Raw genomic sequence first — 25,738 nt, 5'->3', positions numbered from 1 at the left:
CTTTCATCTTTATAAAAAAGAAAAAACAGACTTTAATGAGTCTGTTTCCGTTAATATTTTCTTTTTCCTATTTTGGTTTCGGCTCGGCGGCTTCGCCGCCGAGCCGAAACCAAAAAATTTTAAAATTATTTCTTCACTTCACACTTTTCATAGTATGATAGAAGCAAAGGCTTTTCATAACCCAAACTCACGGCTTTATCCAAACTTGCACAAGCTTCTTTAGGCTTTGCTGTTTCAAATAAAATTAAGGCTTTATTCACATAAGCCTGAGCAAATTTAGGATCAATAGAAATTGCTTTGTTTACGTCTGCAAGAGCTTCTTTATTTTTCTTTAATTTAAAATACACATCTCCTCTTCCGCTGTATAAAAGAGATTCCGGTTTTTCTGAAATCAAAGTATTATAATCTTTTAAAGCACCTTCAAGATCTCCACTGTTCTTTTTAAGATTGGCTAGACCTGTCCTTGCATAAATATTATCCGGCGCAAAACTTAAAATTTGGTTTAAATCTTTCGCTGCTAAATCCTTTTTGCCTAAATTTTCATATACTTTAGAACGTGTAAGGTACATATCTGCGTTTTCAGGAGAAATAGAAAGACCTTTATTTAAATAATCCAAAGCGGTCTGTTTATTTCCTTTTTGTCCGTGGATTGCACCCAGATTGGCGTACACAGCAGCAGACATTGGATTGGCTTTTAAAGCAGATTCATACGACTTGAAAGCAGAAGTTGTCTTTCCCAGTCGTCGTTGAGCAGTGCCAAGATTATTATAATATTCAGACTGAATTTGTTGAATTTTTTCGCTTTGAGCCAATTTGGTATATTCCTCTTCAGCGCATTTGTAATCAGCTTTCTGGAAACATTCTTCCGCCTTTTTTTTGTCCTGGGCATAAAAATGCATCGACGTAAAAGCTAATGCTACAAAAAATAAGTGTTTTCTCATGCGTTTATAGTTTGTTTATTGATCACTTTTTTTGCGAGTGCACCAAAAATCACTCCCAATAAAGTTCCAACAAACGCCCCCACCAAAATATCTATCGGGAAATGCACTCCTAAATATATACGGCTATATGAAACCACAGCCGCCCATACAAATATAGCATAAGGAAACCATTTAATTTTATTTTTCAGTAAAATAGTTAAATAACTTGCTAAAAAAAAAGTATTAGAAGCATGTGCCGAGTAGAAACCGAATTGTCCGCCGCACTTTACAATTCTCATGTGATGCTCCAAAGTAGGATCGTGACAAGGTCTTAACCTTTCTACCCCATGTTTGAAAACACTAGCTAACTGGTCGGAAACCGTAACTCCGAGAGCAATAAATATCAGGATAAAAGCTAGAGATCTTAGTTTATAATTTTTATATAAAAGATAGCAGAGAATAATATAAAGCGGAACCCAAATCCAAGTGCTTGAAATCAGCATCCAAAACTGGTCGAAAGGCGTATCTCCCAAATTATTGAGAAACAAAAACACCTTTTTATCTTCCTGAATAATTTCCTCCATCTGTTATCTGCTTACAGGCCCTTCATAAGTTTCATCATCCGAAGGTTTTATTTGTGGAGTTTCTGTAGAAGCCTTTGGTTCTGTAAGTATATCCTTTTCCACATCTTTCATTGGATTGAAATCTTTCGCCGCATCTTTCACTTTTTCAATTTCACGTTTGATCTCGGAAACAGGGTTGTCTGTTTCTTTCATGATCTCAGTTTTGATGTCTTCCACTGCTCCACGCATTTTTCTTACGCCTGCTCCTAAGTCACGCGCAATTTGAGGAAGTTTATCCGGTCCGAATAATACAACGATTGCCACGGCAATGAGTGCCATTTCTCCAATGCTTAATTCCATTTGGTAAAATTACGAAAGATTATGCAATTGTATTATGTTATTAATCAATTTTAAACAAATTTTAAGATTTAACTGTTTAAGATTTCTAAGGTTTAGGTTAAAGTTTTGTGCTTCGAGTTTTACAACTTGACTATGAATGCTTAAATTAATTATTCTCAATATGGTAAACTTCCATCATCCATCTTCCAACTCCCCTTCCTCAAAATCTTTTTTAAAGAAAATTTAATTCCCATTAATTTGATTTAATATAAAATTATTATTAAATTTAAAGACGTTGAAATAGTGTTAAACTAAATTCATAAACTTTATATTTTCTTTCAAAAGCAACAGGGAATCAATCGATTCCCTGTTTTTTTATTCGATAATATCTTTGTTTGAATTTTTATTTTTAAAATTGAAATAAGTGATAATGACACTCACCGTCATTAAAATAAATGCCAAGAAAAACGGCGCTCCCGAAAACTTGAACGGTGCTTCATCATGTGTGAAGAAATAAAATAAATTCGTCATCATCGGAGGACCAATAATGGATGTTGCGCTCATTAAACTTGTCAAAGCTCCCTGCAATTCTCCCTGCTCATTTGCCGGAACACTTTTCGTAATCACAGATTGTAAAGCTGGTCCGCAAATTCCTCCCAAACAATATGGAATTAGGAAAGCAAACATCATCCAACCCTGTGTTGCAAAGGCAAACAGCAACATTCCGACAGCGTATAAGGCTAACCCGTAATAGATACTTTTCTGTTCTCCTAATTTGGGTGTTGTCCATCGAATTAAAACACCCTGCACCAATCCTACCAATAAACCGACGACACCAAGTGAAATTCCGACCATTCTTTCGTTCCAACTGAATTTGTACATGGTGAAGAAACTCCAATTGCTTTGTACGGCGTGTCCTGCGATGTAAATTAAGATTAATGAAACAATTAATCCCGAAATTTCAGGGTGTTTACCTAAAAATTTAAATGAACCAATGGGATTTGCCCTTTTCCAGTTAAATTCTCTTCTCTTGTCTTTATCTAAACTTTCCGGAAGGATGAAATATCCGTATAGGAAATTCAATAAACATAATCCTGCTGCAGCGTAGAAAGGAACTCTTGAGCCATAATGTCCTAAAACTCCACCCAAAACGGGTCCGATAATAAATCCAAGTCCGAAAGCAGCACCAATTAATCCAAAATTCTTGGCTCTGTCTTCATCTGTTGAAATATCCGCAATGTATGCACTTGCCGTTGTTACACTTGCTCCGGTGATTCCGGCAATGATTCTTCCTAAGAAAAGCCACCAAATGGTTGGTGCTAAAGCAAGGAAAATATAGTCTATTGCAAATCCGAAAAGTGAGATCAAAATGATGGGTCTTCTTCCGAATTTGTCACTTAAATTTCCGACAACGGGAGAGAAAATAAATTGGGTAAAAGCGTAGGCAAATCCCAACCAGCCACCGTATTTGGCGGCTTCACTTATATCACTGTGAATCAGTTCCTCGATCAGCTTCGGAACAACGGGAATGATGATGCCCCATCCCGTAATATCAATCAATAATGTAATAAATATGAAGCCGATAGCAGCTTTTTTCTTTGAATTCTCCATAGTTGTACAAAAATAATCAAATAAGGAAAAAGAATGAGTATAAATTATTGGTTGTTTGTTGATTGTTGGTTTCTTGTTTTGATTGTAACTAATTGTATGCTTTGCTTTTTGATTTGAGCTTTATTAAATTTCTTTCGCTTAGGAAGACAAACTTTACCGATCAAAACCAAGGTTTTTGAAACCTTGAGGGTTTATTTTTATAACGGCATTATTTCCTAGCACTGAATTGAGAGTTTTGGACTTGAATTAATTTTAAAAACAAACAACAATCAACTAGAAACTAACAACCAAAAGACAACAAAAAAAGCCTTCCAAAAATGAAAGGCTTTTTCTTATTTATTGTAGTATAAATTATTTTGAAGCAAGTACTTCTTTGTTGGTAGTCGACTTACCATGAACTTCTTCTTCCTTACCGGTTTTCAAGAAGTCGTAAGCAATTGCCGACGCTACGAAGATGGATGAGTATGTACCGAATCCGATACCGATTAGCATTGCAAACATAAATCCTCTCAAGTTATCTCCACCAAAAATGAAGATGGCCAAGATTACCAAAATCGTAGTAAATGAGGTGTTGAATGTTCTACCTAGCGTACTGGAAATAGAGTCATCGAATAATCCTGCTAATGTTAAAGATTTTTTCTCTCTTAAATATTCTCTAATTCTGTCGAAGATAATTACCGTGTCGTTGATTGAATAACCCAATACTGTCAAAATCGCAGCGATGAAATCCTGGTTGATTTCCATGTTGAACGGCATATATTTGTGAAGCAATGAATAGGCTCCCAAAATGATCACCGCATCGTGGAATAGAGCAGCAACCGCACCTAGTGAGAATTGCCATTTTCTAAATCTTACCAAGATGTAGATAAAGATCATTGCCAATGCAGCTACAACTGCATAGATTCCGTGGATTTTGATGTCGTCTGCTACAGAAGGTCCTACTTTCTCAGAAGAAACAATTCCTGCGTGTTCTTTATCCGCAGATTTGAAATCTTTTAAAGAAATACCTGTAGGTAAGTTAGTTTTTAAACCTTCATATAGTTTTTGTTCAATAATCTGGTCAGCTTTTAAAGATTCGTCTTCGATAAGGTAATCTGTAGAGATTTTTAATTGCTTATCGTTTCCAAAAGTTTTTACTTCAACTGAAGAGTTTTTACCATCTTCTGTTTTGAATAATGTTACTAATTTTTCTTCAACAGCTTCAGCTTTTACATCTTTATCGAATCTTACCACATAGTTTCTACCCCCTGTAAAGTCGATACCATATTTGAAACCGTGTGTTGCAATTGAAATGATACAAACAACTGTAAGAACGGCAGAAATAATGTATGCATATTTTCTTTTTCCGATGAAATCGATCCAAGTATTTCTGAATAGGTTCTTCGTAGCCGGAGTCCAAACAGAAAGTCCTTTTCCTTTATTCAATCTAGAGAAGATCATTACTCTTGAAAGTAATACAGAAGTGAATAACGTCATCGCGATACCGATCATTAACGTCAATGCGAAACCTTTGATAGGTCCTGTTCCGAAGAAGAACAATACAACCGCCGTTAAGAAAGTAGTCGTGTGACCATCGATAATCGCATTTAATGCATGTTTGAAACCATCTTTATAAGCTTCAAGAATACTCTTTCCTGCGAATAATTCTTCTTTTGTTCTTTCATAAATAATAACGTTCGTATCGACGGCAACTGCCATTGTAAGAACGATACCTGCGATACCTGGAAGCGTAAGCGTAAAATCTCCCGAATCCATAATACCGAAAATATAGAATAAGTTGATAATCATTGCAATTACCGCATAAATACCAGCTCCACCATAGTAGAAAATGATATAAACGATAATAATACCAAATGCGATAATGAATGACATTAAACCTGCATCAATAGACTCTTGTCCTAAAGATGGTCCTACAACTGTAGCCTGAACTACTTTTGCACCTGCAGGTAATTTACCAGCACCTAGAACGTCTACCAATTCTTTAGCTTCTTCCTGAGAGAAGTTACCAGAGATCTGAGTTCTACCGTTAGGAATAGCATTTACAACGTTCGGAGCTGTATATACTCTATTATCAAGAGTTACTGCAACTGGTTTTCCAACGTTTTTCTCTGTTAAAGTTTTCCATTCTTTAGCACCTTTAGAATCCATCTGCATGTCTACAACTACTCTGCTCAGCTCATCATAGCCTATGCTTGCAGTTTCAACAGCACCATCTACAGGAGCTTTTTGGTTGATGTTACCTCTGATTGCGTACAATACCAAGCTTTCGCTGTCTGTAGCTTCAGGTTTGTAACCCCACATGAACTGTGTATATTTAATGTTAGCAGGACGTAAAGACTGAGCAACTTTGCTGTTCAAAATTTTGTTTACAGCTGCAGTATCAGAAAGTTTTACGTTTGCAACACCATTTGTTCTTAATTTGTCAATGTGTAAAAGGTTGATGAAGTTTGTTGTTTTAGCAACACCCATAGAATCACCTTTTGCAGCCACGATCGACGTTAATGTCTGGAAATATGGTGCAATTTCAGGAACTTGTTGTACTTCCCAGAATTGAAGTTTTGCAGAAGTTTGAAGCATTTTCTTCACCTTGTCGATGTCCTTCATACCTGGCATTTCCACAGAAATTCTAGCAGTACCCGGTACTCTCTGAACATTTGGCTGGATAGCTCCCAACTTATCTATTCTGGTTCTGATTACCTCAAAAGCTGTACCTACAGATGCATCGATTTTTCTTTTAACAATGCTTTTTACCTGTTCATCAGGCGTGTTGTACTTCACCTCAGTAAGTGTAGTATTTCCGAAAATTTCCGGATCTGCCAACTTCAGGTTTGTACCTTTAGCTTTGTTGATTGCATCGAACTGATCAAAGAAGTTGTCGATGTAAGATTTTGTAGAATTCTTTTGAACTTCATCAGTCTTGTTTAAAGCTTCAATAAGAATCGGGTTGGTAGAATAATTCGTAAGATCGTTTACAAGATCTCTCTGATTAATCTCCAAAAGAACATTGATCCCCCCTTTAAGGTCAAGACCAAGTTTCATTTCCTTTTCTTTTGCTTTAGAATAATAAAGTTTTGTGAATCCTAGATTCAGTGTATCCTTAGAAAGTTTTGCAATTTCTTTCTGATACTTCTCCGGATTGTCTCCTGCAATAGCAGTCGCCTGCTTTTCAATTTTGCTGGCGTACCATGTTGGTAATAGCTCGTTTAAGCAAATCAACCCTAGTACAATAGCAACAATTGTAATAAGTCCTTTTCCTTGCATTTTGTTATAACTACGTTAAATTAAGTCGGCAAATATAATCATTTTATTGAATTTTATGAATTTTTAACAACAGAAATCGTTTATTTTCAGATATATCGGTATTCTTATTTTTATTACAGATTTAATATTTTTTTCGTGGTATTTTGATGAATTTTTCAATAATTGATTGGTACGAAATTTTCATTCAGATTTAATACACTAAATATCAAAATATTATGAAAAAACTACTTTTTGCAGCAGGGATGTTTTCTTCCCTGTTTATTAATGCACAAAACATTAGTCTGGAAGAATTTGCTACCGGATTTACAGCTCCTGTCGAAATTACGAATGCCAATGACAGCCGATTATTTGTCGTTCAGCAAAACGGAATCATTAGAATTGTACAGCCAAATGGAACCATTAATTCAACTAATTTTTTAAACATAAGTTCCAAAATCACTTATGGCGGTGAAAGAGGACTTTTAGGACTTGCCTTCCATCCACAATACTCGACCAACGGGTATTTTTTTGTGTATTATAACGACACAAGCGGGAATATTACGGTAGCAAGATACACCCGAAGTTCAAATCCCGATGTTGCCGATGCAAGTACGGAAAAAATTATTTTGAACCAGCCCAAACCGTTTGATAACCATAACGGTGGAAGCATCCATTTTGATCCTAGTGGCTATCTTTGGGTGGTTACGGGTGATGGAGGAAGCGGCGGAGATCCGAATAACAATGCGCAAAATAAAAATTCTCTTTTGGGAAAAATGTTGAGACTCGACATCAATTCTACGGGACCTTACAATATTCCACCCGGAAATCCTTTCATTGGAATTGACGGAGCCGACGAAATCTGGGCTTATGGATTGAGAAATGCATGGAAATTTAATTTCGATACAGTGTCTGGTAATGCGATGATTGCAGATGTTGGACAAGGGCAAATCGAGGAAATCAACAGAGTTCCGATTACACAAGCCGGAATTAACTTTGGATGGCGATGCTACGAGGGAAATAATGCTTACAATACAACAGGTTGCGCGAGCCAAACAACGATGACTTTCCCAGTAGCTGTGTATGACCACTCTGGAGGAAAATGTTCGATTACAGGAGGTTATATTTACAGAGGAACGGCTTATCCGGCTTTGCAGGGAAAATATATTTTTGCAGATTATTGTTCTACACAGATTGGGATTTTGAATAGTGATAATTCAATCACCTGGACATCAGCATTTTCGGGGAATAATTTTTCAACTTTTGGAATTAATAATCAAAATGATTTGTTCGTAGCTGCTGTGAATAACGGAAAAATATTTAAAGTAACATCAGGAACTTTAGGTACTCAGGAGAATGATAATTTAATGCAAATTAAAGTCTATCCCAATCCAGCTTCTAAAAAGGTTTTTATTGAAAACTTAAAAGACAAAAATACCTCCGCAGATATCATAAGTTTTGATGGAAGAAAAGTATTGGAATCTGCAAAAATCGAAAATGACAACAGTATTAATATTTCCGGAATTCCTGCAGGTGTTTATTTTATTAATTTAAAATCTGGAAACTTGAAATCTTTTAGTCAAAAGCTAATTATTAAGTAAAAATATTCTTAAACATTTTTTGAAGCCTCAATTCTTTTCGATTGGGGCTTTTTTATAAAATATAATATTATAAACATCGGAATAATTATTACAATTCTACTTATTAATGAAAATCTTTCTGTCTGCTCATCAAATAAAACGTTAGTAGCTAATGTTACCAGCAAAAACGCCAATAAGAAAAATACGATTTCAAGAGTTGATAAATTTCTCACTTCTTTTTTGTCTGATTTAAATTTTGAACTCAAAATCCAAAAAGCTAAAAATAAAATCATAAAAGGAAAAGACCAGATTCTATACGTATCATACGCAATGGAATGAAGCAACAGAGGAATAAAAGCAATTACAGCAAGCAAAATGAATAGTTGGATGTTTTGTTTTAATTTAAATTCTTTAAAGATCATCAAAAGAGAAAAAAGGATCGGGATTCCATAAAAAACTGTTCCTTTTGATATAAATAATCTTTGAATAAAACTTCCGCTCTCTTCTTTAAAGTAATAAGAAAAACTTTTTGTGTATGCTGAACTTACTGAATCTGCCGGTTTTTCCGCTATAAATGGAATTTGTTTTAAATAATTAAAAATCAAAGAAAAGTAATTTTCGCCAATTATTTCCTGATATATCGAAACCGAAATTGTCGTTACAAAAGGTAACACTAAAAACAAAGTAAGCTTCTTTACAATATTCTTTGAAAAGATATTTTTAAATGAAAAATTTTCAATTGAAATCTCATTAATAATCAAAGCGAAACAACTTATTGGAATCATCAAGAAAAAAGAAATCTCATGAATCAAAATGCAAAATGTCGCAATCAAAGATGATAAGAGGATTTTCTTTCGTTGAATTAAATAAACAATTAAAATCGTCAACAAAAAGACAACATGATCCAGATATCCAATTAAGTGCGCTGAAAATATAATATATTGAGACAGAAAAAAGATCAATAAAAATAATATTCTATAAAAACTATTTTCTTGTTTAAAAATTTCTTTACTAGTAATTATAAATATCAAAATATATAGCAAAAACAAAATTCCTGCTGAAAAAATTAAAATATTAAATTCATTTTTCTCAAAAAACCATCCAAAAATTTCACCAGCCAAACCTCTTTTGATAAATCCAAACCTGTAATCGAGCATCCAATGTGCTTCTGCCCAGTCATTCGGAAATCTTATAGTTTTTAAAACACTAAAAATCAGTGCATACAAATACAATATTACCAAAAGAACTTTTCTACTCATAGACTAGATCGTCATGGAGAAAATTCTCGTTTCCGGCTTATTTCTCATCATTCTAAGGTCAAAAACCATTGCTACATTTCTTGTAAATGCTCTTCCTTTTTCTGTAATTTTTATCTGATTTTCATGAATTTCCACCAATTCGTCTTTTTCCATTTCCTTCAACATTTCGAATGCATTTTCAAGCTCTGGAAAAGAATTATTAACGTCAAAAATAGTTTCCAGCTGACACATTAAATTCAAAATATGTCTTCTTACTATCAGATCTTCATCATTCAAAATATGACCTTTTACAACAGGGATTTTACCTTCTTCAACCATTTTTTGGTATTCCTCCACCGTTTTCACGTTTTGCGCAAAAGCATACCATGAATCCGAAATCGCAGACATTCCCAAACCAACCATCAATTGAGTCTTGCTAGAAGTATAGCCCATGAAATTTCTGTGCAATTTTTTCTGAATCAAAGACTGGTACAAATCATCATGTTCCAAAGAAAAATGATCCATTCCAACCTCAATATAGCCTAATTCTTCCAATAATTTTTTACCATCCTCATACAAACGGCGCTTTTCTTCACCACTTGGCAAATCATTTTCGTCGAAACCTCTTTGTCCAACACCTTTTACCCACGGAACGTGCGCGTAGGAATAGAACGCCAAACGATCAGGTTTTAGCTCCATTGTTTTGCGAATGGTATATTCCATCGCTTCCCATGTCTGATGCGGCAGTCCAAAAACAAGGTCATGACTTATTCCTCTGTAACCAATCTCTTTTGCCCATTCCGTCACTCTTTTTACATTTTCAAAAGGCTGAATTCTGTTGATCGCCTTCTGAACTTTCGGATCGTAGTCCTGAACTCCAAAACTTACCCTTCTGAAACCTAATTCATACAAAGTTTCCAAATGCTCTCTGGTCGTATTATTCGGGTGCCCTTCAAAAGAAAATTCCTGATCTTCTGCAATTTCAACCGTTTCGAAGATTCCGGTTAATAATTTTCTTAAATTTTCCGGAGAGAAAAAAGTCGGCGTTCCTCCACCCAGGTGAAGTTCTTTCAGTTTTGGTTTTTCGTCGAACAATTGAAGATACAATTGCCATTCTTTCAATACACTTTCCAAGTATGGAATTTCAACGCTGTGTTGTTTTGTAATACGTTTATGACACGCACAAAAAGTACATAAAGCCTCGCAAAAAGGCAGGTGAATATAAATAGAAATTCCTTCCTCTGCATTCGTCTCCTTAAAAGTCCTGATCACACTTTGTTTCCACTGCTCCGGAGTGAAAGAATTTTCATCCCAATAAGGAACTGTAGGATAAGAAGTGTAACGTGGACCCGGAATATTATATTTATCTATTAAAGAATTCATTTTTGATTTAAAATTTTAATCTGAAATTCCAAATGGAACTTCATTATGCAAAATTAAATATATCTTATGAATTTTGAATCATGAAATATATTAGGGTTTATTTTCGAAATTTATAATGAGTCTAAATACCTCTTCCGCAAATTTTTGTCCTAAATCGATGTATCCCGCACTATTATAATGCCATGGATCGTCACCATAACCGTAATTTTTAGTCGAACGAACAATGGCAGCATTTTTATCATTCAGTACAAATTTCTCCTGAGCATATTGCACCAACTCACCCATTTTCCAAACTCTGCCGGATTTATCTTTCCCCGAATCTGAAATTTTTCCGATTACAACAGGAAGATCGTCTGTCAACATTGTTGCTCTCATTTGGTTCATTAATATTTTTAAATGATCGTAATATTTGTTGGCAATTTCTTCCGTGTAACTTGCGTCGCCTTCACCTTGCATCCACAGAATTCCCGAAGGAACAATCACATCTTTTTTACCGTCTTTATCAATATCCGTTTCAGACAAAGCATTTTTTACAGTTTTTAAAAAATTATCGTATTGATTTAAGCCATTTATTCCATTAAAATCAGAATCCCAACAGCCGAAATTTCCTCTTGCAACACTGTCAATTGAAGTTCCTTCTCTGGCGTATTTTATTAAGGCAATTTTATCATTCGGAAATAATTCTTTCATCTTTTTTGCGAAAGACATTTCCAATCCAAATCTGTCGGAAAGTATATTTGTTTTTCCGTCTGTTTTAAAACCAGTTCCATGTCCCGGTTTCAAAACTTCCCACTTTCCTACTCCTCCGTTCAAGTCTCCGTCTGGAACAGAATTTCCCTGAAAAATATAAACATCTTTAAACGATTTTAAATCATTCGGAAGATCTTTATTAAACCCAAAACCATTCATATTCGATTGTCCAGCCAAAATGAAGACCCGGATCTTTTGTGTATAAAATAAAGTCGGAATTAATAAAAAGAAGAATATTTTTAATGTTCTCATGCAGAAATTTTAATCAAATTTAAATTGAAGATCGTTATAATGAATACTATTCGTAAAGATATGTTCTATGATTGAAATTTAGAATTTTAATTTCATCACAGAAATTTTCCCATTTCCTGCAAAAACAACTGTATTTTCATCAACCCATTTGCACACAAAAAAACCTTTCTCATCGGAAATTTTCGTCCATGTTTTTCCAAAATCTGAAGAATAACTGATGTGTTGATCTCCAACGGAAATTATTTCTTTTCCATTAGAGTTTGGTTTAATTTTTACACAAGTCGTATAACCAGCATTCTTTCCTGAAGCCTGAATTTGCCAGGTTTCACCACCGTCGTTTGTAGTTGCTATATTGTTGATATTTGCATCCTGTTTTGTATAATCTCCTCCAACGGCAATACCGAATTTATCATTCAGGAAATCAATAGAATACATTCCTTGTGAAGATTCTCCCTGAATAAATGGAGTTTCGAAAACCTCTATAGATAGATTTTTCATTCGTAATATTCTAGAAGACTTGCCACCTGTTGCTATCCAAAGATTCGATTTATAAGAAGCTATATTAGTATTACTTGCCGCAAATGCAGCTTCACCTTCCTTTAGTTTTACTCTATCATGATTTGTGAAGCCAACATTATAAAAACTGTAATTATTCTTACTCGCCAGTAATGTTACTAATTTTAAATTCAAATCTTTATCTGGATCGCTAAACGCAAAACCTGCTTCATTTACAAAATGAAGAGCATCATAAAAAGCTGTTTTAGCCGTATCCCGGAAAACGATTTCATATTTTAAACTTTTTTTATTAATCTTAAAAAACTCGGCCGGGCTTTCTATGTTGATTGTGTAGAAAAAATTCTTACTCTCTCCTAATGTTCTAAACTGTAATTTTTTTTCTGATAATCTTATCTGTTTTTGATTCTTCAGATTTTTTAAATCAACAAAGCCAAACTTAGAATCTGTTCCGCTGTACCAGACTTTATTGTCATAGATTTCCAAGGCACGAATGCTTATTTTATCGTTTAAAATCGTTTTAAAACTTTCGATTTGCTGAGAGAATGTAAAAATTCCAAAAAATGAAAATAAAAATGGTAATAGCTTTTTCATATTTACAAAAATAAAAAATCCACAGAATTCTGTGGATTTTATTTTGATTTATATTTTAATATTAATCTAAATCTGGTTTTTCCAAAGGCTCTTGTTCTGCCTTGAAAGTTTCTCCATAACCTCCATTTTGAAGTTTTGAGTTTCTCTTACTGTAAAGGAAATAGATCACAAATCCGATAGCCAACCAAGCTAAAGAATACATTTGAGCTTCTTTACTCAAGTTGATAATTAAGTAAACATTGATCGCAATTCCGCAACAAGCCACTACAGGCAATGCAGGAACTTTGAAGTTTCTCTGTAAATTAGGTTCTTTTACTCTCAATACCCAAACTGCTACACAAACCATTGTAAACGCGAATAACGTCCCGAAACTTGTCATGTGAGCAAGATCATTAATCGGTGTTAAAGAAGCAATTACAGAAATTACAATTCCTAAAATAACAAGGTTTTTTGAAGGAACTCCCGTTTCAGGATTTACTTTTGAGAACGTTGCAGGAATCAAACCATCTTTAGACATTCCTAGGAAAATTCTAGACTGTCCCATGATCATTACCATCAATACTGAAATCAAACCAACTGTTGCAGCAATTGTAATAATATATCCAGCCCAAGCCTGACCTGCAATATCAAACGCATAAGCTACAGGAGCTTTAATTGCATCAGGATATTTCCCAAGCGGATTGAAGTCTGTATAATGCATCATTCCTGTTAAAACAAGAGATACCAAGATATATAAAAGTGTACAGATTACCAATGAAGCAATGATCGCAAATGGTACATCTTTTTTAGGATTAATAGCTTCTCCAGCCTGCGTGGAAACGGCATCGAAACCTACGTAAGCAAAGAAAATTGCTGATGCTCCCGCGACCACTCCGCCGAAGCCGTAAGCTGTGTGTGACACTCCATTCTCTGTAATTACAGTTGGAGCAGGAATGAATGGCTGCCAGTTTTCAGGGTTGATGAAGAAAGCTCCGGCAATGATTACGAAAATAATCGCAGAAACTTTAAGCATTACGATGAAATTATTTGCTTTTGCAGCACCTTTTGTTCCTCTTAATAAGATTGAAATAACAACTAAAACGATAAAAAACGCCGGTAAATTCATTGAGAAACCAGAGTTTCCTGCAGCGATGTATGTTTGTGGGTCTGTTGTAAGATATTCCGGGAGGTGTAGTCCAAACATTTTGAGGAGTTTACCAAAATACCCAGACCAGGAAACGGCGACGGTCATAGATCCCATTGCATATTCCAAGATCAATCCCCAACCGATGATCCAAGCGAAAATTTCCCCTACAGTTCCGTATGCGTAAGCATAAGCAGAACCTTCAACAGGAAGAATTGATGCAAACTCTGCATAACATAAAGCCGCAAAGACACATGCGATCCCCGCAATTACGAAGGAAAGCGCCAATGCAGGTCCCGCATTATAGTAAGCTCCCGTTCCTGTAAGTACAAAGATCCCTCCGCCAATAATTGCTCCGATCCCAATAGCAGTAAGGCTCCATTTTCCTAAAACGCGTTTCAGCTGGCTCTTTTTGATATCAGCTTCATAGGCGCTCATTGGTTTTTTAACCCAAATTTTAGACATATTTTAATATTTATTAAAGATTTACGAAAATATAAAAATTTTATAAACCTTAACGTTTATTGATAAACTTTAATCATTTATTTTAAATTAAAAAACTTAAAAAACTGATTTTCATAATATTTAAATCATTTTAAAGTCTCTGTTTTTTTGTTTATTTTTGATCACATGAATTTATACGATCTTTTCGTAAAACCCTACGAAACCTACACAACACTACAGATTTTCCTGGAATCGTTTGCTACGGTTTTCGGAATTTTAAGTGTTTATTTTTCAATTAAAAAAAATATCTGGGTTTATCCTACAGGAATTATTTCAACATTAATTTATGTTTATATTCTCTTCAATTTTGGGTTGTTGGGCGATTGTATGATTAATGTTTATTACACGGTAATGAGTATTTACGGCTGGATTTTATGGGCAAAAAGTTCGGAAGACCATGTTCATGTGGATGTAACTTGGGCCTCAAAAAAAGAGTGGTTGTATGGAATTTTGCTTTTTATTTTAAGTTTAATTCTAGTAACAATTATATATTACTACAAACCTTATATTGATAATCAATTTTCTATGAAAGGAACAAACCTTGGCTTATATCATTTGGATTGGGGAAATTGGCTGGATGTTGTCACCACTTCTATATTTTTGGTTGGAATGTGGTTTATGGCGAAAAGGCGCATAGAGAACTGGATTTTCTGGATTATCGGCGATTTTATTTGCATGCCCATGATGATTTATAAGGGACTCGGAATCACTTCGGTTCAATATTTGGTATTCACTATATTAGCTATCGTAGGATATCTAAATTGGATAAAAAGTTTTAAAGAAAAAAAGTACAATAGAGACATGAAAAATTTATTAAAAATAGCATTTGGTGTTATAATGCTAACTAGCCTGACAGCTTGTACTGTCTATTCCGATCCATACGGAAGTAACGGATATGGAGATCCTTACTATAACAATGGATATTATTACGCACCTCAAGGATACTATGGAAATGGTGGATATTGGGGGAATGACGGATATTATTACAGAAACGACTATACCTATTATTATGATAACGGAATGCCGTATTATTACTATAATTACAACAATTCCAGAAGAAAAGTATATGTAGAAAGAAGATCCGGAAACGGACAGACCACTTCTCAGAGACCAAACAACGGCTTCAGAGGTGATGGGTTCAACAATAGTGGTAATTCGAATGGTGGTTTCAGACCGAATAACGGGCAAAACAGCCAAAGACCAAACAACGGATTCAGAAATCAGAATAATCAGGGAGGAAACAACAACAGCGGAGGATTCCGAAACGGGTCATCGAATAATAACTCAAACAGTGGAGGATTTAGAAATAATTCCTCAGGTAACAGTAATTCGAACAACAGTGGCTTTAGAAACAACTCTTCATCCAGCGGCAATTCGAATAACGGAGGGTTCAGAAACAGTTCTCCTCAGCCACAGCAATCTTCACCACAGCCAGAAAGAAGCACTGGAGGCGGATTTAGATAAAACGATTATAAATAACGAAACGAACAGCTAACACTGTTCGTTTTTTGTTTTAATTGTAGTAATTTTGCATGTTCAATTTTAAACAAACTTTAAATATTTTTTAACCACAAAGAAACAAAAGATTAACACATTATAGTATTTTAAGTTCATTATTAAATCGCAGATAAGATAACATTAGTTAAAAAAAATCTTTGATTTTTACTTTTTGATAACTCTTGTTTGCTAATCGTAAAATACATTAGAATATCTTACCTTTTTTGTGGCTAAAAAAATTAAATTTTAAACAAAATATTAGACTAGAAAATATGGAATTTTATAAATATCAAGGTACTGGAAACGATTTTGTAATGATCGACAACCGTTCCGGAGAATGGGATGACCTTTCAATTGAAAATATTCAGAAACTTTGTGACCGTCGTTTTGGGATCGGTGCAGATGGACTGATTAAAATAAATTTAGCCGAAGGTTATGATTTTGAAGTTGATTATTATAATTCCGACGGTTCAAAAAGTTTCTGCGGAAACGGAGCTCGTTGTTCGGTAGCTTTCGCCTTTTTCCTTGATATTTTTGAAGGTAATTGTAAATTCATCGCGATCGATGGAGAACATGTTGCCGAAATCCACAACGGAATCGTAAAATTACAGATGTCTGATGTAGAAACTATTTCCAACGATGGAAAAGACAGCGTAATGGATACCGGTTCTCCACATTATGTAAAATATGTTGAAGATTTGGTGAATTACAATGTTTTTGCAGAAGGACATGGCATCAGAAATTCTGAAAATTATAAAGAAAAAGGAATCAATGTAAACTTTGTAGAAAAAATTGCGGATGAAGAGATCTTCGTAAGAACCTATGAACGAGGCGTTGAGGATGAAACATACAGTTGTGGAACAGGAGTTACGGCGTCTGCTTTAACTTTTTTACAAAATAACAATCTAATTTCTGTAAAAGTTAAAACTTTAGGTGGAAATCTTAAAGTATATGCTGAAAAAAACGGAAATTCTTTCCAAAATATTTGGCTGGAAGGTCCCGCAAAACAGGTTTTTAGAGGAAAAGTAGATCTTATTTAAAAACAAAAAACTTTTAACACCATTTAAATGAAAAAAGTAATTCTTATGATCATCCTACTTGTAATTGTAGTAGGTGGATTTTTTGGATTTAGATTTTATAAAAAATATTACGGAAACAACATCGAAAAAGATGGGTATGTTTTGATTCCTCATCAGGCGAATTTTAAACAAATCTTGGATTCTGCAGCAAAATATGTTGATAATAAAGAGTCTTTCGAAGCCGTAGCAAAAGAAAAGGGATTAGATAAGTATTTTAAACCGGGACGCTATCATTTCCAGAAAGGTTTAGGAAACTCGAATCTAATTAATATGATTAAAGCTGGAAACCAAAGCGAAAACAGCTACAGAGTCGGAGATTTTGAAAATATTTACAGACTGGTCGGAAGAGTAACAAAAAAAACCGAGATAGATTCTGCTAAATTTTCAAAAGGACTGGACGAAATTGCTGTAAAAAAAGGATTTACAAGCGCAGAAGATCTTAAGAAATATTTCTTTATAGACACGTACAACTTCTTTTGGACGGTAACTCCGGAAGAGTTTTTCCAAAAATTTGAAAATCAGTACAATGATTTTTGGAATAGTGAAAGAAAAGCGAAAGAGCAGCAATCGGGTTTAACGAGAGATCAGATCTATTCTTTGGCGGCAATTGTTTATAAAGAATCGGGAGGAAAAAAAGATGAAATGAAAACGATTGCAGGATTGTACATTAACCGTTACAAAAAAGGAATGAAGTTACAATCGGATCCTACGGTAATCTATGCGATCAACAGACAAACGAATTTCATAAAGCCAATTAAAAGGGTTTTGTATAAACATCTTTCTACACCATCACCTTATAACACATATGCTAATGCGGGAATACCTCCGGGACCAATTTGTATTGTGGACAAGAATGCTGTAGATGCTGTTTTGGATGCAGAAAAGAATGATTACATTTTTATGTGCGCAGATCCTGCGAGATTGGGCTATCATAAATTTACGGCGAGTGCGGAGCAGCATGCAATTAATGCAAAAGCTTATCAAAACTGGCTAAATTCCAAAAATATAAAATAGAAAATAAATTTAACTTTATTTTAACAATTTAATAATTAACGTTTAGCAACTTAAAGCGACATATATATTTACAAATAATAAATTAAACTTAATATCTCGAAAATTATCCAATTAACAATTTCGTAATATTAGGGAAAATCTTTCACGATTTTACACAAAAAATACCTTATGAATCAGACGGAAATCATTAACATTTTTACAAAAAAAACCTTAGGGCTTACTTTTGTACTTTCGGCAGCGGCATTTGCCTTTGCTCAGGAGAAGGTAGGTATTTCCGGGTCAGTTGTCAGCAAAAACAATCAGCCTGTTCCTTATGCTTCTGTTACTTTTAGTAATAAAGCGAATAAATTATTCAGCGATGCTGCTCTTACGGACGAGAAAGGTCAGTACAAACTTGATCTTGCTCCGGGAACTTACGACATCACTGTGGAAGCAATCGATTACCAGAAAAGTGTTGTCAACAAACAAATTACAGCAGCAGGAAATATCGGTGCGTTAGCCATCGAGCCAGAAAAAAGCGCAACCAATGTAAAAACTGGAGATATTCAGGGAATTGTACTTACTGCGCCTTCTACAAAGCCTTATAAAGTAGAATTAGATAAAAGAACTTATGATCCGTCGCAGGACATTGTAAGTAAAGGAGGAAGCCTTCAGGACGTGCTTTCAAATGTACCTTCAGTTTCTGTGGAGACAGATGGTACAGTTTCTATGAGAGGTAGTTCGAATGTAAAATTCTTAATTAACGGAAAACCTTCTGCTCTTCTTGGAATTGATGATGGTGCAAATGCTTTACAAAGTATTCCGGCTGATCAGATTGAAAAAATTGAGGTAATTACAAACCCTTCTTCAAAATTTGAAGCAAGTGGAACTGCCGGTATTTTAAATATTATTTTAAAGAAAAGTAAAAAAACAGGATTCAACGGTAGTGTTATCGGGACTTTAGGATATCTTCCTCAAACTAACCTAAATACAAACTTAAGCTGGAGAAAAGGTAAATTTACCTGGTTCCTAAATGGTGGCGGAGGATACAGAGAATCTAAAAATACCAGTAGAAATAATGCCTGGTACAATAGTGGGGCAATAAACCAGACGGATAATGAATCGGTTACTAAAAGTAAAAATGATAATTACAATGCTTCCGGAGGTTTAACATTTGATATTACCGATAAAACATCCATTAATGCATCTGGAACTGTCAGAACTTTTGATAACACAAGTGATGGTAATGTTACCTATTACGATTATTTAGCTGGTGGAGGAAGTAATTTCAGACAAAGATTAAACAATGGAAGTGGTAATAATCTTGCATTTCAAGGTGATTTTGGATTAGATCATAAGTTTGATGATAAAGGTCAGAACATCTCTCTTTCATTAAGCTTACAGAGAAATCGTTCTAATAATGACACAGATATTTACGATACTGAAAATTATAATTTCAAACTTCAGGATCTGATTAATCAAAAAACGCTTAATAAATCTATAATCGCTAAAGCTGATTATGAATTGCCTATTGGTGAAGTTTCTAAAGTTGAAGCAGGATATAGATTGGATGTAAATAATAACGACTATTCTAACATGGTATTGGAAACAGAAGATATCGCAATACCCCCTTCTTATCTCGGAGATTATTCTTACAATGCTACCTATAAAGAAATGTTCAATGCATTTTATGTTCAATTTAAGAGTAAAATCGGAAAACTTGGATATCAATTGGGTTTAAGAGATGAAGTATCAAATGTTGATATTAATTATTTAAACCTATCTAATGATTCAAAAATCACATCTAAGAATTATAATAATCTTTTTCCTAGTGTATTCTTAAGTTATGAAATAGCAAAAGACAATCAATTCTTGGTAAACTATTCAAGAAGAATTGACCGTCCTCGTTCATTTTTCATGATTCCAAATCCTAGCTATAATGATAATCAGAACATTTTTGAAGGAAATATTGATTTAAATCCATCATATGTAGATTCATATGAATTTGGATATAGCATCTCTAAAAAGAATTTCACAATTAATCCTACTCTTTATTACAGACATACTGCTGATGATGTAAAAATGGCTGTTTATAATGCGATAAATCCTAAAAATAATCTTAGTACGTTTTACACAAGACCTATTAATGAAGGTACAGATGATAGATATGGTATGGATTTAAATTTCAATTGGGATGCTACAAAATGGTTGAAATTTATGGGTAATGTGGATTTGTTCCGATATAAAACAACAGGATCATATTTTGATGCGGCTAAAATGTCTGAACCATTATCTTTTGAAGGTAGCGGATTCTCTTCAAGAGCCAGATTAACATCTACATTTAAAATTGATAAAACTTTTAATTTCCAAATACAAGGATTTTATAGAGGAGGACAAAAAACTCAAAGTGTGGACAGAAAAGATATGTATGCTGTGAGTTTTGGTGCATCTAAAACAGTAATGAACGGTAATGGAACTATAAGCTTCAATATTCAGGATATTTTCAATACAAGAGCAATGCAATCCACAGCTTATGGACCCAATTATGTTAGAGATTCTTATATGCAATGGCAGCCAAGACAATTTACATTGTCATTCACTTATAGATTCAAACAAGGAGAGAAAATCGATCAACCAAAAAGAAAGAAAGACATCAACTCCAATGCAACAGGAGACGATCAGCAAGGAGGACCAATGTAATCCTTCTTTATATAGAACAAAAAATCCCGAAATTACTTTCGGGATTTTTTTTATTTTACTGTTTCGGCTCTTTCTAGTTTTGCCAATTCTGCTTCGTAGATTCTTTTTCTTAAATCACTGGAGGAAAACCTGTGGTCTCTTTTGTTGTAAAAGATTTCGATACCTTTTTCTTCGCAATACTTTTTACCTGTAAAATCCTTGTCCAGATAGTCGTCTCCAATAATTCTTACATCAATTACGAAAGACTTTAAAATATCCAAAAGATCTTCTTCCGTATAATAAGGAATAATCTCATCAACAGCATCTACTGCTTTTAACTGAATATATCTTTCTACAATAGTTTGTGTAGGCTTATTTTTGTTAGGACGATCGTGTGAAGGGTCTATCTGCAATCCGACAATAAGATAATCGCAAACTGTTTTAGCTTCCTCCAACATCTTGATGTGACCTGCGTGTAACAGATCGAATGAGGAAAACGTAATCCCTATTCTTTGTGTTTTCATATTAAATAAATTCTTTTTTTATGTCTAAATTTTGTTTTAAACGTTTCTTGTCTTTAAATATTCCTGCCATTGCCAAACCGTTCCCAAAGCCTCTTCGAGAGAAGTTTCAGACTTCCAGCCAAGCTCTTTTTCCGCCTTGTCAGCATTGGCATAAGCAATCGTAATATCACCTTCTCTCCTGTCGCAGATTTGATAAGAAACCTTCACATTATTTGCTGTTTCAAAAGCTTTCACGACTTCTAAAACCGAAGACCCCTTCCCCGTTCCAAGATTGTAAATATCAACCACAGGTTCGTCAGATTTATTCTCCATTAATCTTTTTAAAGCTGCAACATGAGCTTTAGCCAGATCCACAACGTAAATATAATCACGAACCGCAGTTCCGTCCTGCGTCGGATAATCATCACCCCAAACATTTAGTTTTTCGCGAATTCCGGCTGCAGTTTGCATGACGTAAGGTACTAAATTATTCGGAACTCCAATTGGTAATTCACCAATTTTTCCTGACGGATGCGCTCCAATCGGATTAAAATATCTTAATAACGAAATTTTTCGGTGATAAGCTTTAGCAAAATCAATTAAGATTTCTTCGCCCATCTGTTTCGTTTTTCCGTAAACGCTTTCAGGCATTTTCAGAGGAGTATTTTCATCGATCGGCATTTTGTCCGCCTGTCCGTAAACCGTACAAGACGAACTGAAAATGAAGTTTGAAATCTCTCTTTCTTTAAATTCCTGCAAAATATTGATTAATGAAAACAAATTATTCTCATAATAATCAATCGGCTTTACCTGACTTTCACCCACCGCTTTGAACGCCGCAAAATTGATACATCCATCAATTTCATGAGCATCAAAAACCTGAGTCAGCAGTTCTTTTCTTTTTAAATCAAAAGGGTAAAAAACAGGCTTTTTTCCTGTAATTTCTTCAATATTCTTTAAAATAAACTTTTCCGAGTGGGATAAATCATCAACAATAACAACATCAAAATTGTTATTTAAAAGTTCCACAACCGTATGTGAACCAATATATCCTAGACCTCCTGTTACAAGTATTGCCATTTTTTAGTAATTATTTTTTTAATCATTGTGTGTTCCTATTAGTTCTATACTTTCATATTTTAAGTCTTTATATTTAAATCGTTGAATTAAATACAAGAATCCAAATAATATTAAATATATGCAAAATGCAATTAAATAATCTGATTTATTTATACCAAAGTCTTTCATAATAAATATAGAATTTAAAATTCCTAATGAAAGTGTAATAATAATCGAAACTAGTAAACTTGATAAAACAAGTACTGAATTTTTGTTTTTCAGAATTAATAAAATCAAAGAAATAACGGATAAAATAAATATAGAAAATGTTGTAATAGAAAACAAAACCTCTTGGAAATCATTAAAAGAATTTGTTATAATTCTATTAAAGCCTGCTAGACCGAAAGAAGTCATAACAATTAAGCTTAATAAAATTCCTATCCAATAAACAAATTTATATCTAAAAATTTTCTTTTTCATCTAATTTATCCCATAAACTCCAACACAGCATCCGTAATATACTTCAACTGCTCATCATCCAATTCCGTGTGCATCGGAAGAGAAATTACCTGATCCAACAATTTATCCGTATTTACAAAATCTGCATCGTTACTTTCCTGATAATAAGCCTTTTGCTTTCTTAAAGCCACAGGATAGTAAATCATTGCCGGAATATCTTTTTCAGCTAAAAACTTTTGCAAATCATTACGTTTTCCGTTCAAAATTCTCAAAGTATATTGGTGAAAAACGTGTGTAGAATTCTCTGCTCTTTTCGGAGTCAAGATATGTTCGTGTCCGGCAAAAGCCTCATCATAATAATCTGCTGCTTTTCTTCTGGCTTCATTATAGTTGTCCAAATTAGGAAGCTTTTTTCTTAAAATCGCTGCCTGAATACTGTCTAAGCGAGAGTTTACCCCCACCTCATCATGATAATATCTTTCGTACATCCCATGATTTACAATTCCTCTCAAACGGTGAGCCAGCTCATCATTATTCGTGAAAATTGCACCTCCGTCTCCGTAGCAACCTAAATTTTTAGATGGAAAGAAAGATGTTGTACCCACTGTAGACATCGTTCCTGCACTTTTTACCGTACCGTCAGAAAAAGTATATTCTGAACCGATTGCCTGTGCATTATCTTCGATGACGTATAAATTATTTTCTTCAGCAATCTTTAAAATTTCCTCCATATTAGCACATTGTCCGAAAATATGTACAGGAATGATCGCTTTTGTTTTGGGCGTAATTGCTTTTTTTATCGCTTCTGTTGAAATCGTAAACGTATCATAATCTACATCTACCAAAACAGATTTTAATTTTAATAAATGAATAACCTCCACTGTCGCCGCAAAAGTGAAATCTGCCGTGATAATTTCATCACCTTCTTTCAGATCAAGCGCCATTAAAGCAATCTGAAGAGCATCTGTACCATTGGCGCAGGGAATAACGTTTTTTACGTCCAAATAAGACTCCAATTCATTTTGGAAAGACTTTACTTCCGGCCCGTTGATGAAAGCCGCTGAATCCATTACATTTAAAACTGCATTATCTACCTCATTTTTTATCTTGTAATACTGACTTTGTAAGTCAACCATCTGAATTTTTTTCATAAACAAATATTTGTGTAAAAATAAGGATTTTAAAATCCTATCAAAAATTTTATTGATTTTGTTTTATCTTTATAGAAAATAAATACATGAAAAAAACTTTACTCTTTTGTCTTTTAGCGGGTTACTCTGTCAGTTTTGCGCAGACATCGCTTGTTTTTGTATTTTTTAAAGACAAACCCAACAAGGCTGCATTTTATGCAAATCCCTTGTCAGAGCTGTCTCAGAAGTCCCTCAACCGAAGAACTTCACTCGGAATTGCGCTGAATGATCAGGATGCTCCGATCGAACAGTCTTACATTCAAGCTGTTCAGAATCTTGGATTTACGGTGACGGATTATTCCAAATGGCTGAATGGTGTTGCGGTAAATGCAACTCCGGCTCAGATTACGACACTTCAATCCCAAACTTATGTTCAGTCTGTTGAAAGCTTTGCACGAAATTCTTCAGTTGTTCCGAAATTTAAAAATATAAATAAATGGGAAAACCCTACCGATAATTCCACAAACAAAACCTTAACGGTTTTCGATTACGGTTCAGGAATGGAACAAATTGATCAGATTAATCTTCGTCCGCTTCACCTTGCAGGTTACACAGGAACAGGCGTTACCATTGCGGTGATTGACACAGGATTTCCTATGGTAGATACAGGTTCTGCCTTTGCAAGATTATGGACAAATAACCACATCAAAGGTGGATATGATTTTGTAACCAAAAGCAGTACAAATATTTACAACACAACTTTAAATAACCACGGTTCAGCCATTTTAGGTTCAATCGGAGGCTACATACAGGATACTTTTGTAGGTTCTGCACCCGATGCAGATTTTTATCTTTACCGAAGCGAAAATGCAGCCGTTGAAATCCCTGAAGAAGAATTGTACTGGATCGAAGCTGCGGAAGAAGCCGATAGAAAAGGCGTTGATATGATAACAACATCTTTAGGTTACGCAACTTTTGATGATCCGAAATACAATTATACGTACGCCAACCTCAACGGAACAACATCTTTCATTGCAAGAGGTGCAGAAATTGCCGTTAATAAAGGGATCTTCACCTTATTTGCAGCCGGAAACTCAGGGGCGCAAACATGGCATTATCTTTTAACTCCGGCGGATAATGCAAAAGTTTTTACCATCGGAGCGGTAGATTCGGCAGGAGCTTCTTCCAACTTTTCATCTTACGGGCCAAACTCTGTGGGTGTAGTAAAACCGGATGCAAGTGCAAGAGGAACATTGGCGACTTCAGTTTATAACAATTCGACAATTTCCGTTACGGGAACATCGATTGCAACGCCGATTGCAGCAGGTGGAGTTGCCTGTCTTATTCAGGCTTTTTATACCATGAATCGTGATTTGATGAGAACGAAATTAAGAGAAACCGCATCACTTTTCCCCAATCACACCGATCAGATGGGATTTGGAATTCTGAATTTCGGAAAGTTCTTTAATAATGTTTTAAGTACCTCGGAATTGGTAAAGAAAAACAATATTGCCATTTTCCCGAATCCGGTTAAAAATATTTTAAATATCGCCTCCGAAAGTGAAGTTCTTTCGCTGGAAGTGTATGATAATTTAGGACGATTGATTATTAAAGCTAACAATCAAAAATCTGTGAAAGTCGAAGATTTTGCGAAAGGTGTTTATTACCTGAAAATTCAGACGAAGGATAAGATGTATTATGAAAAATTTATAAAGGAATAAATTGAAAAACC

19 protein-coding genes and 1 pseudogene are annotated in these 25,738 nt (G+C 34.5%); 6 read left to right on the top strand and 14 right to left on the bottom strand.

Annotated features, from left to right (window positions below):
* Nucleotides 1–125 precede the first annotated feature (125 nt).
* From ACKX2A_RS19775 to secD, 5 genes are all read right to left on the bottom strand, one after another.
* Nucleotides 126–941, bottom strand: coding sequence for a tetratricopeptide repeat protein (locus ACKX2A_RS19775; RefSeq protein ID WP_415326720.1), 816 nt, complete (start codon nucleotides 939–941; stop codon nucleotides 126–128).
* On the bottom strand, nucleotides 938–1,504 hold the full coding sequence (locus tag ACKX2A_RS19770) for a phosphatase PAP2 family protein (protein WP_415326719.1): 567 nt from the start codon (nucleotides 1,502–1,504) through the stop codon (nucleotides 938–940). Before ACKX2A_RS19770 ends, ACKX2A_RS19775 begins: the two co-directional genes overlap by 4 nt.
* A gap of 3 nt (nucleotides 1,505–1,507) precedes the next feature.
* On the bottom strand, nucleotides 1,508–1,843 hold the full coding sequence (locus ACKX2A_RS19765; protein ID WP_415326717.1) for a twin-arginine translocase TatA/TatE family subunit: 336 nt from the start codon (nucleotides 1,841–1,843) through the stop codon (nucleotides 1,508–1,510).
* A gap of 354 nt (nucleotides 1,844–2,197) precedes the next feature.
* The gene (locus ACKX2A_RS19760; protein ID WP_415326715.1) at nucleotides 2,198–3,433 is read right to left on the bottom strand and encodes a TCR/Tet family MFS transporter; all 1,236 of its coding nucleotides are present in this window, start codon (nucleotides 3,431–3,433) and stop codon (nucleotides 2,198–2,200) included.
* Nucleotides 3,434–3,784: 351 nt separating this feature from the next.
* Nucleotides 3,785–6,694: a protein translocase subunit SecD gene (gene secD / locus ACKX2A_RS19755; RefSeq protein WP_415326713.1), complete on the bottom strand. Its 2,910-nt coding sequence runs from the start codon at nucleotides 6,692–6,694 to the stop codon at nucleotides 3,785–3,787.
* Nucleotides 6,695–6,909: 215 nt separating this feature from the next.
* Here secD and ACKX2A_RS19750 point away from each other — a divergent pair, with 215 nt between their 5' ends.
* Nucleotides 6,910–8,271 carry a PQQ-dependent sugar dehydrogenase gene (locus ACKX2A_RS19750; protein WP_415326711.1) on the top strand — a complete coding sequence of 454 codons (1,362 nt, stop codon included), beginning with the start codon at nucleotides 6,910–6,912 and terminating at the stop codon, nucleotides 8,269–8,271.
* Between the two features lie 8 nt (nucleotides 8,272–8,279).
* Here the strand turns inward: ACKX2A_RS19750 and ACKX2A_RS19745 are convergent, their stop codons facing one another.
* The 5 genes from ACKX2A_RS19745 to ACKX2A_RS19725 all read right to left on the bottom strand — a co-directional run bounded on the left by ACKX2A_RS19745 (nucleotide 8,280) and on the right by ACKX2A_RS19725 (nucleotide 14,568).
* Complete coding sequence (locus tag ACKX2A_RS19745; protein WP_415326709.1) at nucleotides 8,280–9,371, bottom strand: hypothetical protein; 1,092 nt, start codon at nucleotides 9,369–9,371, stop codon at nucleotides 8,280–8,282.
* Between the two features lie 141 nt (nucleotides 9,372–9,512).
* Entirely contained in the window at nucleotides 9,513–10,871 is a 1,359-nt protein-coding gene (hemN, locus tag ACKX2A_RS19740) for an oxygen-independent coproporphyrinogen III oxidase (protein ID WP_415326707.1), read from the bottom strand.
* Nucleotides 10,872–10,961: 90 nt separating this feature from the next.
* A complete protein-coding gene (locus ACKX2A_RS19735) occupies nucleotides 10,962–11,873 on the bottom strand; it encodes a sialate O-acetylesterase (RefSeq protein ID WP_415326705.1) in 912 nt (303 codons plus the stop codon).
* Between the two features lie 78 nt (nucleotides 11,874–11,951).
* Nucleotides 11,952–12,980, bottom strand: a complete 1,029-nt coding sequence (locus ACKX2A_RS19730) for a WD40/YVTN/BNR-like repeat-containing protein (RefSeq protein ID WP_415326703.1) — start codon at nucleotides 12,978–12,980, stop codon at nucleotides 11,952–11,954.
* A 61-nt stretch (nucleotides 12,981–13,041) separates the two neighbouring features.
* Nucleotides 13,042–14,568, bottom strand: coding sequence for an APC family permease (locus ACKX2A_RS19725; RefSeq protein ID WP_415326701.1), 1,527 nt, complete (start codon nucleotides 14,566–14,568; stop codon nucleotides 13,042–13,044).
* Nucleotides 14,569–14,733: 165 nt separating this feature from the next.
* Here ACKX2A_RS19725 and pnuC point away from each other — a divergent pair.
* The 4 genes and pseudogenes from pnuC to ACKX2A_RS19705 form a co-directional block, all read left to right on the top strand.
* Nucleotides 14,734–15,387: pseudogene (gene pnuC, locus ACKX2A_RS19720) on the top strand (nicotinamide riboside transporter PnuC); the annotation flags it as partial.
* Between the two features lie 989 nt (nucleotides 15,388–16,376).
* Nucleotides 16,377–17,144, top strand: a complete 768-nt coding sequence (dapF, locus tag ACKX2A_RS19715) for a diaminopimelate epimerase (protein WP_415326700.1) — start codon at nucleotides 16,377–16,379, stop codon at nucleotides 17,142–17,144.
* A gap of 27 nt (nucleotides 17,145–17,171) precedes the next feature.
* Nucleotides 17,172–18,197, top strand: a complete 1,026-nt coding sequence (mltG, locus tag ACKX2A_RS19710) for an endolytic transglycosylase MltG (RefSeq protein ID WP_415326698.1) — start codon at nucleotides 17,172–17,174, stop codon at nucleotides 18,195–18,197.
* A 168-nt stretch (nucleotides 18,198–18,365) separates the two neighbouring features.
* Complete coding sequence (locus tag ACKX2A_RS19705) at nucleotides 18,366–20,876, top strand: TonB-dependent receptor domain-containing protein (RefSeq protein WP_415326697.1); 2,511 nt, start codon at nucleotides 18,366–18,368, stop codon at nucleotides 20,874–20,876.
* 50 nt (nucleotides 20,877–20,926) lie between these two features.
* On the opposite strand, the gene ACKX2A_RS19700 is transcribed toward ACKX2A_RS19705, so the two are convergent.
* The 4 genes from ACKX2A_RS19700 to ACKX2A_RS19685 are packed head-to-tail and all read right to left on the bottom strand — an operon-like array spanning nucleotide 20,927 to nucleotide 24,027.
* The gene (locus tag ACKX2A_RS19700; protein ID WP_415326695.1) at nucleotides 20,927–21,379 is read right to left on the bottom strand and encodes an adenylyltransferase/cytidyltransferase family protein; all 453 of its coding nucleotides are present in this window, start codon (nucleotides 21,377–21,379) and stop codon (nucleotides 20,927–20,929) included.
* A 36-nt stretch (nucleotides 21,380–21,415) separates the two neighbouring features.
* On the bottom strand, nucleotides 21,416–22,438 hold the full coding sequence (gene galE, locus ACKX2A_RS19695) for a UDP-glucose 4-epimerase GalE (protein ID WP_415326693.1): 1,023 nt from the start codon (nucleotides 22,436–22,438) through the stop codon (nucleotides 21,416–21,418).
* 18 nt (nucleotides 22,439–22,456) lie between these two features.
* Nucleotides 22,457–22,897 (bottom strand): hypothetical protein, encoded by a 441-nt coding sequence (locus tag ACKX2A_RS19690; RefSeq protein WP_415326691.1) that lies wholly within the window; start codon nucleotides 22,895–22,897, stop codon nucleotides 22,457–22,459.
* A 5-nt stretch (nucleotides 22,898–22,902) separates the two neighbouring features.
* A complete protein-coding gene (locus tag ACKX2A_RS19685; RefSeq protein WP_415326689.1) occupies nucleotides 22,903–24,027 on the bottom strand; it encodes a DegT/DnrJ/EryC1/StrS family aminotransferase in 1,125 nt (374 codons plus the stop codon).
* A gap of 86 nt (nucleotides 24,028–24,113) precedes the next feature.
* On the opposite strand from ACKX2A_RS19685, the gene ACKX2A_RS19680 reads away from it, so the two are divergent.
* Complete coding sequence (locus tag ACKX2A_RS19680) at nucleotides 24,114–25,727, top strand: S8/S53 family peptidase (protein ID WP_415326687.1); 1,614 nt, start codon at nucleotides 24,114–24,116, stop codon at nucleotides 25,725–25,727.
* Nucleotides 25,728–25,738 lie beyond the last annotated feature (11 nt).

Origin of the sequence: Chryseobacterium sp. MMS23-Vi53, assembly GCF_047651245.1 — a bacterium.
In the GTDB taxonomy this organism is placed as follows: Bacteria; Bacteroidota; Bacteroidia; order Flavobacteriales; family Weeksellaceae; genus Chryseobacterium.
This window is presented reverse-complemented; position numbering and strand designations above follow the sequence as displayed.

Coding starts and splice junctions, on each gene's coding strand:
- ACKX2A_RS19765 (WP_415326717.1), bottom strand. CDS start 1,843: ATGGAATTAAGCATTGGAGAAATGGCACTCATTGCCGTGGCAATCGTT.
- hemN (WP_415326707.1), bottom strand. CDS start 10,871: ATGAATTCTTTAATAGATAAATATAATATTCCGGGTCCACGTTACACT.
- ACKX2A_RS19725 (WP_415326701.1), bottom strand. CDS start 14,568: ATGTCTAAAATTTGGGTTAAAAAACCAATGAGCGCCTATGAAGCTGAT.
- ACKX2A_RS19735 (WP_415326705.1), bottom strand. CDS start 11,873: ATGAGAACATTAAAAATATTCTTCTTTTTATTAATTCCGACTTTATTT.
- dapF (WP_415326700.1), top strand. CDS start 16,377: ATGGAATTTTATAAATATCAAGGTACTGGAAACGATTTTGTAATGATC.
- ACKX2A_RS19685 (WP_415326689.1), bottom strand. CDS start 24,027: ATGAAAAAAATTCAGATGGTTGACTTACAAAGTCAGTATTACAAGATA.
- galE (WP_415326693.1), bottom strand. CDS start 22,438: ATGGCAATACTTGTAACAGGAGGTCTAGGATATATTGGTTCACATACG.
- ACKX2A_RS19680 (WP_415326687.1), top strand. CDS start 24,114: ATGAAAAAAACTTTACTCTTTTGTCTTTTAGCGGGTTACTCTGTCAGT.
- ACKX2A_RS19775 (WP_415326720.1), bottom strand. CDS start 941: ATGAGAAAACACTTATTTTTTGTAGCATTAGCTTTTACGTCGATGCAT.
- ACKX2A_RS19750 (WP_415326711.1), top strand. CDS start 6,910: ATGAAAAAACTACTTTTTGCAGCAGGGATGTTTTCTTCCCTGTTTATT.
- ACKX2A_RS19770 (WP_415326719.1), bottom strand. CDS start 1,504: ATGGAGGAAATTATTCAGGAAGATAAAAAGGTGTTTTTGTTTCTCAAT.
- ACKX2A_RS19705 (WP_415326697.1), top strand. CDS start 18,366: ATGAATCAGACGGAAATCATTAACATTTTTACAAAAAAAACCTTAGGG.
- secD (WP_415326713.1), bottom strand. CDS start 6,694: ATGCAAGGAAAAGGACTTATTACAATTGTTGCTATTGTACTAGGGTTG.
- ACKX2A_RS19730 (WP_415326703.1), bottom strand. CDS start 12,980: ATGAAAAAGCTATTACCATTTTTATTTTCATTTTTTGGAATTTTTACA.
- ACKX2A_RS19760 (WP_415326715.1), bottom strand. CDS start 3,433: ATGGAGAATTCAAAGAAAAAAGCTGCTATCGGCTTCATATTTATTACA.
- mltG (WP_415326698.1), top strand. CDS start 17,172: ATGAAAAAAGTAATTCTTATGATCATCCTACTTGTAATTGTAGTAGGT.
- ACKX2A_RS19700 (WP_415326695.1), bottom strand. CDS start 21,379: ATGAAAACACAAAGAATAGGGATTACGTTTTCCTCATTCGATCTGTTA.
- ACKX2A_RS19690 (WP_415326691.1), bottom strand. CDS start 22,897: ATGAAAAAGAAAATTTTTAGATATAAATTTGTTTATTGGATAGGAATT.